This window comes from Herbidospora yilanensis (assembly GCF_001570565.1).
Taxonomy (GTDB): Bacteria; Actinomycetota; Actinomycetes; order Streptosporangiales; family Streptosporangiaceae; genus Herbidospora; species Herbidospora yilanensis.
In genome coordinates this window covers 28211-43246 of the sequence record NZ_BBXE01000031.1, presented here as the reverse complement: position 1 = coordinate 43246, position 15036 = coordinate 28211, and the positions used below count along the sequence as shown (strand labels likewise).

The window sequence follows — 15036 nt, the reverse complement described above, 5'->3', positions numbered from 1 at the left end:
GTCGTGCCGGAACCTTAGTTCAACCCTTTGACATAAGCATCAACTGGCGGCGTGCAACCGCAGTGGAGCGCTCGCGTCGAGGAACTCCTCCAGCACCAGCGTGGCCGCCCCCATGGCGACCGCGTCGGGCCCCAGCTCTCCCAGCACGATCGAGGTCGCGTTGTAGGGCTGGGTGAGGGAGTTCTCCCCCACCACGACGCGGATCTGGTCGAGGTGCCGTTCGCCGATCATCAGGCCGGCCCAGCCGCCGATCAGTATGCGCTCCGGGTTCAGCATGTTGATCAGGTTCGCCAGGCCGGTCCCCAGGTAGGTGAGCGTCTCGTCGACGACCGGCCCGCCGTCGGCGAGCACCCGGCCGAGCGCCGACGGCCAGTCGGTCGTCTGGGCCGGCACCCCGGCCCTGGCCAGCAGTCCTTCGGCCCCGATGTAGGCCTCCAGGCAACCACGAGAGCCGCAGCGGCACGGCCGGCCGTTCATCTCGATCTTGGTGTGGCCCCATTCGCCGGCCGAGTTCGAGGTTCCCCGCACGGCCTGGCCGTCGGCGACCACCGTGGCCCCGACCCCCGACCCGATCAGCACGATCACCGCGTGGTCGGCCCCCCGGCCGGCCCCGAACCACAACTCGGCCTGCCCCATCGTCTTGGCGCCGTTGTCGATGAAGACGGGCAGGGAGGTGCCGGCCCGCATCAGCGCCCCCAGCGGGACGCCGTCCCAGCCGAAGGTCTTGGCGTGGATGAGCGCGTCGGAGGCGCCGCGCTCGACGATCCCGGGCACCCCGATGCCGACGCCGAGCACCTGGGCCGCGGTGACCTGGCCGTCGGCCAGCACGACGTCGATCCCGGCCAGGATCCGCCGCGCCACCAGCTCGATGTCGTGGTGGGAGGGCCGGAGGGTGTAGTCGACCCGGGCCTTCTCGGTCATCTCGAGGTCGAAGAGCTCGACCCGCACGTGGGTCTCGGCGACGTCGACGCCGATGAGGTAGGCGTACACCGGATTGACCCGCAGCAGCACCCTCGGCCGGCCGCCGTCGCTGTCGACCTGGCCGGCCTCCATGAGGATCTTCTCGGTCAGGAGGTCGCCGGTCATGGTGCTGATGGTCGCCGCGCTCAGGCCGGTGAGCCCGGTCAGCTCATGTCGGCTGCGGGGACCGCCGAAGTACAACGTCCGCAGCAGCATGCCGCGGTTCCCCTTCCGGACGTCCCTGACCGTCTTGCGCTCCGGCCTTGCCATGGGCCTGTCCTCCCGTTTTATGCCGACATGTTAGTTCAATGCGTGAACGAAACGGCTACCAGGCAAGTGCCGCCGCACAGGGTAGCGGGTGTCGCGTTACCAAAGCGTTTCCGACGAGGGACTGATCTTTTTTTGCGTCTTACATTATCGTCTGTTCAACCCCCCCGAGAAGGAGATGGAAATGATCAGGAGAGTCACTGGGGCGGCTGCCGCAGCGGTGCTGCTCGCCGGGCTCGCCGCCTGCGGCGGCGGCTCCGAAGAGGGCGGCGCGGGGTCTGCCACGGAGTTGACCTACTGGATGTTCCAGGACCGCACCCCGCAGGCCGGCGAAGTGGTCGAGAAGATCCGCACGGACTTCGAGAAGGCCAACCCCGGGGTCAAGGTGAACATCGTCAAGATCCCCAAGGACGACTACAACACCAAGCTCGGTTCCGCCCTTGCCGGGAACACCGTCCCCGACGTCGGCATCCTCGACCAGCCCCTGGTCTCCCGCTTCGCGCTGGAGGGCACCATCAAGGAGGTCCCGGCCGGCACGCTCAACGAGGCCGACTTCTGGGAGGGCGCGCTCAACACCAACAAGGTGGGCGGCAAACTCTACGGCTTCCCGATCGACCACACCGCGGTCGCCCTCTTCTACAACAAGGCCCTCGTCCCGACCCCGCCGAAGACCTGGGACGAGCTCAAGTCGATGAGCGCCGCGATCCACCAGAAGGACCCGAAGGTGGCCGGCATCGTGGTGCCGAAGGGCGACGGCTACGGCGCCTGGATGTGGCCGGGCGTGGTCGGCGGAGCCGGCGGCCAGATGGTCGACGAGGCGAACAAGAAGATCCTGTTCGACCAGCCGCCGGCCGTGGAGGCCCTCCAGCTCTGGGTCGACCTGCTGCCGTCGTCGCCCCGTGAGATCACCGACTCCGACCAGGCGTTCGCCAACGGCCTCGCGGGCATGATGATCTCCGGCCCGTGGGACGTCGCCACGATCAAGGACCAGTTCCCCGACCTCGACTTCAACGTCGCCCCGCTGCCGTACAAGACGACTCCCGCCGGCAACATCGGCGGCGAGAACGCGGTCGTGTTCACCAAGGGCAAGAACGAGCAGCTCGCGTGGAAGTGGCTGCAGCACCTGACCAACGCCACGAACAACACGGTGCTGGCCCAGGCCCTGGGCGGCTTCCCGGTCAACAAGGAGGCCGCCGAGCGCGACGCCGCCACCTTCGGCGAGCAGCAGCAGGCCTTCCTGGAGCAGCTCAAGGTGGCGCAGGCGCGTCCGGCCGTCCCGCAGTGGATCCAGATCAACGACGAGATCATCGCCCCGGCCCTGGAGTCGGCGCTGAGCGGCAAGATGACCGCCCAGGAGTCGCTCACCGACGCGGCGAACAAGACCCGCGCCCTGCTCGGCTGGAACGGCTAGCCCAGTCATTCACGGAAGCGAGGCAACCGTGGCATCTCCGGTCGTGGCCCAGCGGCCCGCCGAGACGCCGGCCAGGCCCGGACGGCGCCGCCGTCCGGGCATCGGCAGGCGTGACCATCTGATCGGGTGGCTGCTCATCGCCCCCGCGATGGTGTACTTCATCATCTTCCTGCTCTATCCGGCCCTGGCGGCCCTGTACTACAGCTTCACCGAGTGGGACCTGCACTCCGCGCCGATCTGGGTCGGCCTGCAGAACTACACCGACCTGTTCTTCGACGACGTGAAGTATCCCCACTTCTGGAAGTCGATCCAGGTCACCCTGCAGTACACGCTGGTCGCGGTGCCGCTGACGCTGGTGACCGCGCTGGGCCAGGCGCTGCTGATCAACGCCGTCAGGCGCGGCTCGAACCTGTTCCGGCTGCTGCTGTTCCTGCCCGTCGTGACGGCCGAGGCGGCGGTCGGCGCCATCTGGCGCTGGCTCTACGACCCGCAGTACGGCCTGGTCAACGCGGTGCTCGGGCTGGTCGGCATCCCCCGGCAGAACTGGCTGAACACCCCGGAACTGGTCATCCCGGCGCTGGCGTTCATCGCCGCGTGGCAGTGCGGCATCTCGATGATCATCTACCTGGCGGGCCTGAAGAGCATCCCCGAGTCGATCAGGGAGGCGGCGGTCATCGACGGCGCGGGCCCGGTGCAGCGCTTCTTCAAGGTGACGGTCCCGATGCTCCGCCCGACCACGTTCTACCTCGTCGTGACCGGCATCATCGCCGCGCTCCAGGTCTTCGGGCTCGTGTACGTCATCTTCAGCGGCGGCGGCAACCGGAGCGTCACCGGCGGCCCCGAGCAGTCGGGCCTGGCCTACGTGCTGCACATCTACCTGTACGCCTTCCGCTACAACGCGATGGGCGCCGCCTGCGCGATGTCGTTCATCCTCCTGGTCTTCATCATGATCATCACGTTCGTGCAGTTCAAGTTCATGAAGCAGGAGGCGTCGTGAACCAGAAGACGGTACGCCGCCTGCCCATCTACATCGCGCTGATCCTGCTGGCGCTGGTGTCGGTGGTCCCGTTCGTGTGGATGCTGGCGACGTCGTTCAAGAACGGCCCCGACGTCTACACCCAGGTGCCGCAGCTCCTCCCGCTGGACAAGAAGACCGGCGAGTGGAACCCCACGCTGGGGAACTACGAGTACGTCTTCACCATCAGCGGCCTGGGCACGGCGTTCTGGAACAGCGTGTGGATCACCTGTGTGCTGGTCCCGCTGAAGCTGCTGATCGACGCCCTGGCGGCCTACGCGTTCGCGCGCATCCCGTTCCCGGGCCGGGACAAGATCTTCGTCCTGATGCTGGCCGGCATGATGGTGCCGACGATCACCCTGCTGGTCCCCCGGCTGCACGTCACCCAGATGCTCGGCGTCTACGACTCCCCGTGGGGCATCATCCTGCCCAACGTCGCCTCGGTGCTGGACATCTTCCTCATGCGGCAGTTCTTCCGCACACTTCCGGTCGAACTGGAGGAAGCCGCCCGGATCGACGGCGCGGGCCGGATGGCGATCTTCTGGCGGGTGATCCTGCCGCTGTCGAAGCCGGTGCTGGCCGTCGTGACCATCACCAGTTTCATCTTCCACTGGAACGACCTGGTGTGGCCGCTGATCGTGCTCAACAGCCCCGACCTCTACACGCTGCCGCTGGCGTTGCAGCAGCTCGCGAGCACGGAGTCGGGCCGGGCCTACTACATCATGGCGGGCGCGGCGCTCGCGGTGGTCCCGGTCATGATCGTGCTGCTGATCTTCCAGCGGCGCATCATGCAGGGCATCGCGTTCTCGGGCCTGAAGAGCTAGACGAGCAGCTCCAAAGGCAGGGTTCTCAGACGTGGGGAGGGTGTCCGGCATCGGGTTGCGGCGACCGGAACAGACACCCTCTCAACGGCACCGCACGTGCACATCGAAGACCGGTTGAAGACCCGCCGGCGTCGTGCACGGCCGCCCTGGCTGACCGACGCCGGCCTGCTCACCCTGGCCGTGGCCCCAGACGTCTTGGCTGCCCTCCGTCCCATCATGACCAGAAAGCGGTCGAACGTTTCGGCGTCCGTCAACTCCCCCACGAGTTCGAGCCCGCGCCCGTGGGCCGCGAACTCCGCGACCCCGTCCAGCCTCCCGGCCTCTAATGCGAGCCCCCGTGCCGCGTTCTGGCCACCGTCGACCACTCTCACGGAGAAGTGCGGAGTCCCCTTCCCGTCCCACTTGGAAGGTCGAGGCGAAAGGATGTCGTCCCAGAATTAGTACTTGCGGTAATTGGTGCCGAAGGACCTGGAACCGACATCCATGTGCGTCTCGGGGTACCGAGAACGCCGCTGTCCCTCCGACCTGACCGACGCGCGGTGGGTGCTGATCGAGCCGCTGTTACCCGCGCCGAAGACGGGCGCACGCCCGCCGTGATGTGGTGGACATGATCCTGTACGTGGTGCGCACCGGTTGCTCCTGGCGGCGACTGCCCGTCGACTTCCCGCCCCGGCAGACCGTGTACTGGCACTTCGCCCGTGGGGAGGAAGCCAAGGTCACCGAGCAGATCCTCGCGGTGCTGCGGCTGCGCCTGCGCACCGGGCAGGGCCGCCGGCCCGAGCCGTCAGCGGGGATCATCGACTCCCAGAGCGTGAAAGGCGCCGACACGGATGAGATTCGGCTGGGCCGTCGCTCCCGACAGGGAAGACCTGCTTCGTCAGCCCTTGAGCAGGCAGAACGGATGACCTGCCGGGTCTGCGAAGATCCTCCAGCCGCGAGCGTCGACATGAAGCAGTGTGGCGCTGAGACCGAGGACCTGGTTCTGGGCCTGCTCGAGGTCAGGGACATCGATATCCAGGTGAAATTGTTGCGGGTGCGCGGTGTCCGGCCACTGTGGCGCTCGGTAGTCCTTCACACGCTGAAACGCGAGCACGAGGCCGGAGCCGGTATGAAGAGTCGAAAAGTCGTCGCTGACCGCCCACCGGGGATCGGGCTGATTGACCATGCCACCCAGAAGCGATTGGTAAAACTGCGCGAGTTCCAGAACATCCTGGCAGTCCAGAACCACGCACTGCAGCCTGCCGATCACCGAGAATCCTTCCTCTGGCAGCGGTTTCCGGCTTCGGCGATCGCACGGCACGAAGCGTCACCGAAGACCTTAGCCGCAGCTTCAGCGCTCGTTCGCCACATCCCGATCTACGGCTGGATGTGCACCACGAACGCCACCCGGCCACATCTGAGGCCATGATCCGCTAGGGCCGCCATCACCGGTATCGCGCGCCGTATCACCCGCGCGGACACGCCGCCAGGCGTCAGCGGAACTGACACTTGACTCGTCGACGTGACGTTCTCAAACCCGCACTGAGCCACTCGGAACTACTCGTCTAGGCCTGACGCGACAGGACGCGCGGGTCCACCTCGTACCTCAGGGGGACACCGCGCGTCAGCCGTGCCACCTCCTCCAGCGCCGTCTGCCCCAGCCGCCCGACCTCCGACCCCAGCGCCCCCGCGACGTGCGGGGTGAGCACCACGTTGGGCAGCTCCCAGAGCGGCGAGTCGGGCGCGGGCGGCTCAGGGTCGGTGACGTCCAGGATCGCGGAGATCCGGCCGGTGCGGAGCTCCTCGACGAGCGCGGTCTCGTCCACGAGGGAACCCCGGGCGGTGTTGATGAGGGTCGCGCCGTCCTTGAGCGCCCGCAGGCGCTCCGCGCCGATGAGCCGGTACGTCTCCGGCGTGGCCGGGGCGTGGATCGACACCACGTCGCTGCGGCCGATCACGACGTCGAGGTCGCAGGTGACCAGGTCGTCGGCGTAGGGGTCGGCGACCAGCACGTCCAGGTCGAAGGGCCGGAGCAGCTCGATGACCCGCCTGCCGACCCGGGAGGCGCCGACGACGCCGACGGTCTTGCGGTAGTTGCCGAGGTCGTCGTCCCGCGTCAGCAGGCCCAGGTCGCTCCTGGCCGCGCGGTATTCGCGGGCCAGCCTCGGCACGGCCTTGTTGGCCAGCAGGATCATCGCCAGTGTGAACTCCGCGACCGGGATCGCGTTGGCGTCGGCGGCCGAGCTGACCACGACGCCCCGTGCGAACACCTCGGGGGTGACGTGCCCCTTGATGCTCCCGGCGGCGTGCACGACGGCCTTCAGGTTGGGCGCGGCGTCGAGCGCCCCGCCGTCGAGGACGGGGCAGCCCCAGCCGGTCACCAGGATCTCCGTGCGGGCCAGCCTCGCCCGCGCGGCCGGGCTGCGGAACTCGGTCAGCGGCGCGTCGGGCCGGCCGAACAGCCGGACGGTGAGCTCCGGGAACATCGCGTAGTCGACGATCACCGCCGGGTCCATTCGGGCAGGTCGAGCGGCCCGCGCTGCACCCCGATCCACTGGCGGCGGGTGAACCCGGGCAACTGGTTCTCGGCTCCGTGCCGGGCGTGCGCGTCGTTGACGTGCACCTCCCCCGCGTTCAGCCGTTCCGCGACGGCCATGCCTCGCATCAGATCCCGGCTGAAGACGGAGTTCATCAACATCGGATAGCCGTTGACCAGCCCGATCGCCTCCTCCTCACTCGCCGCGACGGTGACCGGCAGCACCGGCCCGAAGATCTCCTCGGCGAACGCCGGCATGTCCGGGGTGACCCCGGTGAGCACGGTCGGCCGGTAGAACAGCCCGTCGTAGGTCGCGCCGGCGGCGACGACGGCCCCCTTCTCGACGGACGGCGACACGATGCGCTCGTGCACGCGGTCGCGTTGCGCCTCGCTGATCAGCGGCCCGAGGTCGACGCCGGGGTCGAACGGGTTCCCGACGGTCAGCGCGGCGACCTTGCGGGTGAGCGCGGCGACGTACGCCTCGGCGACCGGTTCGAGCACGATGTGACGGCTCGCGCTGATGCACGTCTGCCCCTGGAACTCCAGCGACGCGATCATCGCGCAGGAGGCGGCCAGTTCGACGTCGGCGTCGTCGAGCACCACGAACGCGTTGCTCCCGCCGAGTTCCAGCCGCACCGGCCGCAGGTCCCGGGCGGCCGACGACGCGATGGCCGTGCCGACCTCCCGCGACCCCGTGAAGTCGAGCAGGTCGAGCCCCCGGTGCTCGGCCAGCGCGTGCCCCGCCTCGGGCCCGTCGCCCTCGACGACGTTGAAGACGCCCGGCGGCAGCCCGGCCGCGTCGGCCGCCTCGGCCAGCACCCGCCCGCCGATGATCGGCGTCAGCTCGGCCGGCTTGAGCACGATGGTGTTCCCGAACGCCAGCCCCGGCGCGACCGCCCGCATGGCCAGATTCATCGGATAGTTCCAGGGCGTGATGATCCCGAGCACCCCGAGCGGCACCGCCCGCGACAACGACAACTTCCCGGCCTTGTACGGCTGCAGGACGTCCCCCGCCGTCCCGCACGCCTCCACCGCGGAGATGGCGAGCTGCTTCAGCCCCGCCGACACCTCGTCGACGGCCTTGGCCCGCACTCCGCCGGTCTCCCGCATGGACGACTCGACGAGCTCGTCGTGGCGCGACCGCAGGTGGTCGGCGAACGCCGTCAGGTAGGCGGCCCTCTCGGGCGCCCCGAGGGCGGCCCATCCCGGCTGGGCCCGGCGGGCGGCCTCGACGGCCCGGTCGACGTCGGCGGGGGTGCCGAGGGCGTACCGGCCGATCTCGGCCCCGGTGGCCTTCTCGTGCACGGGAGCGGTGTGGACGGCCGGGACGAAAGCCCCATCGATGTAGTGCATAGGCTATATTCTATACTTAAACGTATATATAAAAATAAGTATTGACAGGAGCGAGATGGCAGCGGATCGTGCGTCGATGGCCCAGCTCGTCCGGGATCTCGTCACCCCGCTCCACCCGTTCTTCAGCCCCGGCCGCGCCCGCCTGAGACTCGGCGTGAACACCGCCCACTACGACGACGCCGCCGCCGAGCTGGAAGCCTTCGCCCGCCCTCTGTGGGGCCTCGCGCCGCTGGGCGAGGGCCTGGACCCGTGGCGCGAGGGCCTGGCGAACGGCACCGACCCCGGTCACCCCGAATACTGGGGCGACATCGCCGACGTCGACCAGCGCCTGGTGGAGACCGCCGCGCTCGGCTTCGCCCTCGCCCTGGCGCCCGACCGATTGTGGGACGGTCTGAGCGGAATCGAGCGCGACCGGGTGGCGGCGTGGCTCTCCCAGTCCCTCGCCCGGCCGGGCGTCGACAACAACTGGCAGTTCTTCCCCGTCCTGGTGAGCCTGGGGCTGCGCCGCGTGGGCGTGCCCTTCGACGAGCCGTCGGTCGAGGCCCGGCTCGACCGCCTGGAGTCGTTCGACCTGGGCCGCGGCTGGTATTCCGACGGCCGGACCGCCCAGCGCGACTACTACGTGCCGTTCGCGATGCACTACTACGGCCTGATCTACGCCGGTCTGAGCGAGAACGCCCGAGCCGAGCGCTTCCGCACCCGGGCGGGCGAGTTCGCCCTCGACTTCCGCCACTGGTTCGCCGCCGACGGCGCGGCCGTCCCCTTCGGCCGGTCGATGACCTACCGGCACGCCCAGGCCGCGTTCTGGGGCGCGCTGGCGTTCGCCGGGGTCGACGCGCTGCCGTGGGGCGAGACCAAGGGCTACCTGCTCCGGCACCTGCGCTGGTGGCGGAGCCGCGACGTGGCCGGCCGCGACGGCGTCCTTACCATCGGCTACGCCTACCCGCAGCCGCTCCTCGCGGAGCAGTACAACGCGCCCGGTTCGCCCTACTGGGCCATGAAGGCGTTCCTCCCGCTGGCCCTGCCGGAAGACCACCCCTTCTGGACCACCCCGGAGACCCCCGCGGCGTTGCCCGACGGGGTCGTCCACCAGCCCGAGGCCGGGACGGCCGTGATCCGGTCGGACGGAGGCCGCCACGTGGTCCTGCTGAGCACGGCGCAGCACAACATGTGGGCCAGAGGCGGCGCGGCGAAATACGCCAAGTTCGCCTACTCGACGGTCTTCGGCTTCAGCGTCCCGGCCGGCGGTCACGGCCTCGAACAGGGCGCCTTCGACAACACCCTGGCGCTGAGCGACGACGGCCGGCACTGGCGCTGCTGCGAGGTCCCGGAGGCCGTCGGAGACCTCCACCTGCGCTGGTCACCGTGGGACGACGTCGAGATCGAGACGTGGCTGGTCCCCCGCGACTCCGGCCACCTGCGCGTCCACCGCATCAAGTCGGCCCGCCGCCTGTTCACCGCCGAGGCGGCCTTCGCCGTCGACCGCGACACCGAGACCGGCCGCGACAGCGGCGACGGGTTCGCGTGGGCGAGCTCGGGCCAAGGCTTGTCCCGCATCGAGGACGCGACCGATCCCGGCCGGCCGGCGGGGGTCCGGCGGGAGGGGGAGGTCGTGCAGCCGCACCCCGGGACCAACGTCCTGGTGCCGCGCACGATCCTCCCCACCCTGCGAGGTGAGCACGACCCCGGCGAATTCTGGCTGACCGCCAGGGTCACCGGCTCGCCCGGTCGATGACCTCCTCGGTGGTCAGCGGCGCCCGGGGGTGGTGGCTCAGGCAGAGGGGCGTACGCACCTTCGCGAACCCCGCCCCCTCGGGCGCGACGTAGAACTGACCGCTCTTGAGCGACCCGATGTCGTCGGCCCTGCCGCCCTTCACCCGGGCCATCTCCTTGGCCGCCTCGATCTGCACCTGCGCGTTGAGCAGCCCGTAGAACTGCGTCGCCGCGTTGCCGGGGATCCGGTTGTGCAGCCCCTTCGGCGCCTGCGTCGCGAACACCAGCCCCAGCCCGTACTTCCGGGCCTGGGAGGCGAGCGCGAGCGTGCTCTGCGTGCACACGGTCGACGCGCCGGAAGGGGCGAAGTTCTGCGCCTCGTCCATGACGAACAGCCCGCCCAGCGGCCGGTCACCCGCCGGGTTCTTCTTGATCCAGGCGAACAGGGCCATCTGGAGCTGGTTCACGAACGACTGCCGCTCGGAGTCGCTCTGCAGCCCCACGAACGAGATGACCGAGACCCGCGCCCGCTTGCCGGCGGCCGGGGTGAGCAACCGGCCGGGATCGACCGGCTGGCCCTCGCCGCCGAACAGCGGATCGTTGACCATCGCGGCCCGGAGCACCTGCGCGAGCCCGTCGGCGATCTTGACCGCGCCGCTGATCCGGCTGACCTCCTCGGGAAAGTCGGCGAGCAGCCCGATGAGCCCGTTGAGCCCCCCGCTCCCGTACCTGCCGAAGTGGACGACGGCCTCCTTGAGCACCGCCCGCGCCACTTCGGCCTTGCTGGTGTTCCCCTCGGCCTTGGCCCTCGGGATCAGCGCGGCGACGGCGGCGTCGACGGCCTCGTTGAACTCGTCGACGTCGTCCCGGACCCCGGCGAAGTCGGGCAGCGGCCGGAACGCCAGCGGCCGCCCCTTCTCCCTGCGCGGCGTCCAGACGACGACGTCGGTGTCGGCGATGTAGCGCGCCGCCCGGGCCGCGTCACCGGGCCCCCAGGCGGACGGCTCCGCCGGCCACGCGTCACCGAGACGAGCGAGGTCGTTGTTGGTGTCGAGCACGATCGACGAGACGCCCTGCAATGCGCACTCTTCGACGATCCGCCTGATCAGGACGGTCTTGCCCGAACCGGAGCCGGCGAAGATCGCGGTGTGCTTCCGCAGCGCCTCCAGCTCGACGGAGACCGGCAGCCCCCGCTCGTAGGAACGGCCGACGACCAGCGTGGGCGGCTTGGGGGGCAGCACGACCTGGCCGGCCAACGTCACGGGCGAATGCCCGGAGGTGCCCGCCTCACGGGTCGGCAACGCGGGCGGCTCCTCAAGGATGTCGCCCTCAGGTGCTTTTGGGATGTCGACCCGCGGAGCCGTGGGGTCCGGCCAGTCGCTCAGGGCGTCCTTGAGGAGCTTGATCTCAGCGGTGGGCTTCCGGCTGCCGATCCACTCGTCGAGGTGCGGGATGTTCTCGGCGTAGAGGTCGCGTAAAGCGCACAGGACCTTGAGGTCCTCTTCATCGGCCCTGATCACCCGGCCGCCCCTGGCGTGGAAGGCGGCGACCACTTCCTGGGTGCGGGGACCGGAGTTCCACGGGATGTTCCGCACGATGATCAACCGCCGCTTGGGCGCGTCATCGGTAAGACCGGCCTTGTAGACAGCCTTGCGGAGCCGGGTCAGCGCGGCCACATGATGCGTGGCGGCGATTCCCCGGAAGGCCCAGTGGATCTCATCCTCGATCGCCTCGTTCAGAACCTGCTTGAGACCGGCGTGCAGAGAGGTCTTCTGTCCCATCGAGGGATCGACCCGGTAGTGCGACGCCATCTCGCCCTGCTCCGCGATCCAGGCCCGAAGCCCGGCGGAAAGCAGGTCGGGAAGCACGGCGTCCTCCTGCTTGGCCTCCATCGCCCCGGTCGGGTCGGCCGAATCGACAAGGATCGCGAACTTCGTGTCGATCGCCTTGAGCGCCTCCTTGCTCGGCCCGGGCTTGATGACCGGACCGACCGGGATCGAGGTGTCGAGAGTGCCCAATTCGGTGATCTCGCCCTGGATCAGGCACTTCTGGATGTGCCTCGACAGACATCCCAAGACCTCACGGGGAGTGTAGAAGGGCGCCTGAACGAAGGCCTCGGATTTGATTGGCCAGGTCGGATAGGGCCTATCGAAGCCGATTTCCTTGAAATGTCCCTCAAGCCGCTTGGTGACCAGCTCGGCCCCGACTTCGGGAGACGGGATGCGCCGCAGAAAGGCGGCCTTCTGAAAGCGGTCCTGGAAGCTCTTGACCGCCAGCCCTTGGATCAACTCCCACGACTCCGGCAGGCAGGAGAGGACCGTCAGAGATCGGCTGGTCACCTCCCGAAGGTTGGTCAGCCCATGAGCGAACTGAAGCACGGTCGACGTCGCCGAGTCCTGCGCTCCGCCCTCGACGAAGACACTGCTCTGCGCGATGAAGGCGTCGAGCTGGTCGAAGGCCATCACGCTCGGACCGGTCAACGCCAGAAGCCGGGAGATGTCCCGCACGATCTCCTGGGGGGACTTGCGAATCTGCCGGAACCCCCACTTGAGGCGGTCGCTCTCGCCATCCTCGATGGAGCAGAGGTAGGACTCGCCGATGTCCGCCAAGGCATCGTTGCCGGCCGCAAGGAGCACCAGCGCCCTGGCGACGTCCTGAGCCTCTCTTCCGACCCGCCGATCGATCTTGCTGAGGGCCTCGATGAACAGATCAAGGTCGTCACGGCTGACCGGCTGATTACCTATGATCGCCTGCTGGTGTTTCCGAGGCAGCTTCATGAGGCCTGTCAGACTGCGCAGAAACCGCTTGAGCTGGCTCTCCTCATCAGAGCCCACACGGGCCAGCCCATCCTGCATGGACACGACGGCGCTTTCCCAGAAGCTCCGCGCGTCAAGGACTCCCATCAGGAAGAAGTAACCGTCGCGATGGATGACCTGCTCACGTAGCCAGCTCATCAAATGGGTCTTCCCGCTTCCGGGGCCCCCCTCGAGAACCACCCCGATCGGGCTCGTCTCGGCCGAATCGGTGGCGGCGTCCAACCCAGCGGTCAGCGCATAAGTAGCCGCCGGGTGCATCTCCGGGACATGGAAGGGAACCGGCCGCCAGACGTCTCCGGCGGCATTGACGGTAGAGAAGATCTTGAGGCTCTCCAGCGCATACCATTCGGTGACCATCGTCACGCTCCGATGCGGAACTGATGGTTGGGCGTGCTGCCGATGATGATCGCGGCGTCGCGGTCTTCGGGCTTGAGGTCGCCCAGAATCGCGACCGGCTCGATGTCGACCCGGCCTGCGAGCATCATGGTGCGCAGGACCGCGTCCTGCAGATCCCGGTCGATGCCAGTCAACTCGGCCCGCAACTTGGTGATCGACGCCCACCGGCCGGCACCCGGCGCGACCTTCACGTAGGCCTCACGGATGCGGGTCTCGACTTCTTCCGCGGACAGGGCCGCCGACGCCTCGGCAACGAGGGGTGGCGTCTCGATCCGCGGAGCCCGCGTGTTCTGCAAGTAGGTGACGAAAGCCAGCCCGAGCACCCTCGAAGAGGGAACGTCGACGCCGAGCAGAATCTCCTCCATCACCCGGTCGCGTCCCGCGTCCGTAAGGCTCCAGGTCATCGGCTTGCGCGTCTTGTCACACTCGATCAACTTGCCCTCGACGAGAGCCTCTCGGTCTTTGTTGTTCGTGAACTTCAGCTTGTAGAAGTCCGTCAGCTTCGTGTTGGGGACGTCGGGCACGCCCTCCGCCATCAGGACGAGCAGCATCGCGATCTGGTGGTACTTCAGTCTTTCGCCGGACACCGGGTATCTCCTTCGCTCATTCCGGGCGTCGCGCCCGAAGGCATTTCTCGATGTGGTGCAAAACCGCCTGCATGTCGCCCAGCACCTGCTGGTTGGTGAACCGCAGCACCGTGAACCCGTCACGTTCCAAATGCTCGTCACGAACTCGGTCGCGCTCCATCTGGGCGAGCGTCTCGTGTTCCGGCCCGTCGAGCTCCACGACGCACTTCTCCGCGACCCACATCAGGTCGGTGCGGATCACCACGAACAGCGGGTCCTGGGACTGGTAAGTCTGGTTCCAGGTCCGCCCATGAGCCCACGCGCACTCCGCCAGCGCCGCCTCCATGGCCTTCTCCACCGCACTTCCGGCATGGGGCTTCCCCGCGACCGGCGGCACCCCGACCTTCGCGGGCGCGGGCGGAGCCTTCATCTCCGTCGCCAGTCGCCTGACGGCGGGCGGCACCTCCACGTGCACAGTGTCGACGCGACGCAGATCCGGCCCGACGAGCCAGACGCCCATCCCGCTCCGGTGCGCCAGCCACTCGCATCCGGCGACGAGCACGGTCTCCCCATGAGGGCTCAGCGTCTCCGGCACATAGAGCACGAGTGCGGCGGTGTCGCGGCCGAAGGTGGAGGCGATGACCCGCGCCAGTCCGGCCGCCCGCGACTCTGCGGGGAATGACCGCCGCTCGGACATCGCCTGTCCGTGGTTGATCGGTCCGCGGGCCTGGACGGCTCTCTCCGCCAGGTCGGCCAGGAACGGTCCGAAATGGCGGGTGCCGGATGCGAGGCGAAGGGCAAGTGCCCGTGCCGCCGCCACTCCGGCGCCACCCGGCCCGGAGAGCTTCTCCGCCTCGGGCAACCAGACGGGAAAGAGCCCGACGGCCAGTGTCTCCAGTTCCCGCAGGATGGATCCGACCAGCTCAGGAACCGAGTCGCACTCCGCGGCCGCATACGTGACGACGGCCGGCCCGGTCTCCGGCAAAGGGTCCAGCAACAATTCCATGACATTGGCGTCAATGCTGGAATCGACTCCGGCAATGCGGAGCACCCTCCCCACCGGGAGATCGCCCCACGAGAATGGCATGCCGGTTCCCTCTGGACAGTCATCTGAAAACGTGACGCCGCAGAGGGTATAGGGCACACCGCGTGATGCGCAGGAATTCTAGAGATATCGCTGTTTCCGGGGTAACAAAACCA

The 15036-nt window shown here is 68.5% G+C and carries 10 protein-coding genes and 2 pseudogenes; 6 read left to right on the top strand and 6 right to left on the bottom strand.

The window, feature by feature from the left end:
* Positions 1-39: 39 nt before the first annotated feature.
* Entirely contained in the window at positions 40-1230 is a 1191-nt protein-coding gene (locus AW273_RS24690; protein ID WP_062352578.1) for an ROK family protein, read from the bottom strand.
* Between the two features lie 181 nt (positions 1231-1411).
* Here AW273_RS24690 and AW273_RS24685 point away from each other — a divergent pair, with 181 nt between their 5' ends.
* From AW273_RS24685 to AW273_RS39485, 5 genes and pseudogenes are all read left to right on the top strand, one after another.
* Complete coding sequence (locus tag AW273_RS24685) at positions 1412-2638, top strand: ABC transporter substrate-binding protein (RefSeq protein ID WP_198168336.1); 1227 nt, start codon at positions 1412-1414, stop codon at positions 2636-2638.
* 28 nt (positions 2639-2666) lie between these two features.
* Positions 2667-3635: a carbohydrate ABC transporter permease gene (locus AW273_RS24680; protein ID WP_157556108.1), complete on the top strand. Its 969-nt coding sequence runs from the start codon at positions 2667-2669 to the stop codon at positions 3633-3635.
* Positions 3632-4477, top strand: a complete 846-nt coding sequence (locus AW273_RS24675) for a carbohydrate ABC transporter permease (RefSeq protein WP_062352570.1) — start codon at positions 3632-3634, stop codon at positions 4475-4477. The genes AW273_RS24680 and AW273_RS24675 overlap by 4 nt, the downstream gene beginning before the upstream one ends.
* A 96-nt stretch (positions 4478-4573) precedes the next feature.
* A pseudogene (locus tag AW273_RS39490) lies at positions 4574-4675 on the top strand (IS982 family transposase); the annotation flags it as partial.
* 382 nt (positions 4676-5057) lie between these two features.
* A pseudogene (locus AW273_RS39485) lies at positions 5058-5885 on the top strand (transposase); the annotation flags it as partial.
* A gap of 136 nt (positions 5886-6021) precedes the next feature.
* Here AW273_RS39485 and AW273_RS24660 read toward each other — a convergent pair.
* Positions 6022-6960, bottom strand: a complete 939-nt coding sequence (locus AW273_RS24660) for a hydroxyacid dehydrogenase (protein ID WP_232327576.1) — start codon at positions 6958-6960, stop codon at positions 6022-6024.
* Entirely contained in the window at positions 6957-8345 is a 1389-nt protein-coding gene (locus AW273_RS24655) for an aldehyde dehydrogenase family protein (RefSeq protein WP_062352559.1), read from the bottom strand. Before AW273_RS24655 ends, AW273_RS24660 begins: the two co-directional genes overlap by 4 nt.
* A gap of 55 nt (positions 8346-8400) precedes the next feature.
* Between AW273_RS24655 and AW273_RS24650 the strand changes: the two genes are divergently transcribed.
* A complete protein-coding gene (locus tag AW273_RS24650) occupies positions 8401-10080 on the top strand; it encodes a DUF2264 domain-containing protein (protein ID WP_232327575.1) in 1680 nt (559 codons plus the stop codon).
* On the opposite strand, the gene AW273_RS24645 is transcribed toward AW273_RS24650, so the two are convergent.
* From AW273_RS24645 to AW273_RS24635, 3 genes are read right to left on the bottom strand one after another with little or no spacing between them, the layout of a single operon-like run.
* Positions 10058-13231: an ATP-binding protein gene (locus AW273_RS24645; protein ID WP_062352553.1), complete on the bottom strand. Its 3174-nt coding sequence runs from the start codon at positions 13229-13231 to the stop codon at positions 10058-10060. The genes AW273_RS24650 and AW273_RS24645 overlap by 23 nt on opposite strands.
* Before the next feature lie 2 nt (positions 13232-13233).
* Positions 13234-13857 (bottom strand): hypothetical protein, encoded by a 624-nt coding sequence (locus tag AW273_RS24640; RefSeq protein WP_062352550.1) that lies wholly within the window; start codon positions 13855-13857, stop codon positions 13234-13236.
* 16 nt (positions 13858-13873) lie between these two features.
* The gene (locus AW273_RS24635; protein WP_198168334.1) at positions 13874-14887 is read right to left on the bottom strand and encodes an endonuclease domain-containing protein; all 1014 of its coding nucleotides are present in this window, start codon (positions 14885-14887) and stop codon (positions 13874-13876) included.
* Positions 14888-15036: the final 149 nt, after the last annotated feature.

Excerpts from the sequence above, each read along its gene's own strand:
- AW273_RS24690 (WP_062352578.1), bottom strand. The coding sequence starts at position 1,230 with ATGGCAAGGCCGGAGCGCAAGACGGTCAGGGACGTCCGGAAGGGGAAC.
- AW273_RS24685 (WP_198168336.1), top strand. The coding sequence starts at position 1,412 with ATGATCAGGAGAGTCACTGGGGCGGCTGCCGCAGCGGTGCTGCTCGCC.
- AW273_RS24655 (WP_062352559.1), bottom strand. The coding sequence starts at position 8,345 with ATGCACTACATCGATGGGGCTTTCGTCCCGGCCGTCCACACCGCTCCC.
- AW273_RS24650 (WP_232327575.1), top strand. The coding sequence starts at position 8,401 with ATGGCAGCGGATCGTGCGTCGATGGCCCAGCTCGTCCGGGATCTCGTC.
- AW273_RS24645 (WP_062352553.1), bottom strand. The coding sequence starts at position 13,231 with ATGGTCACCGAATGGTATGCGCTGGAGAGCCTCAAGATCTTCTCTACC.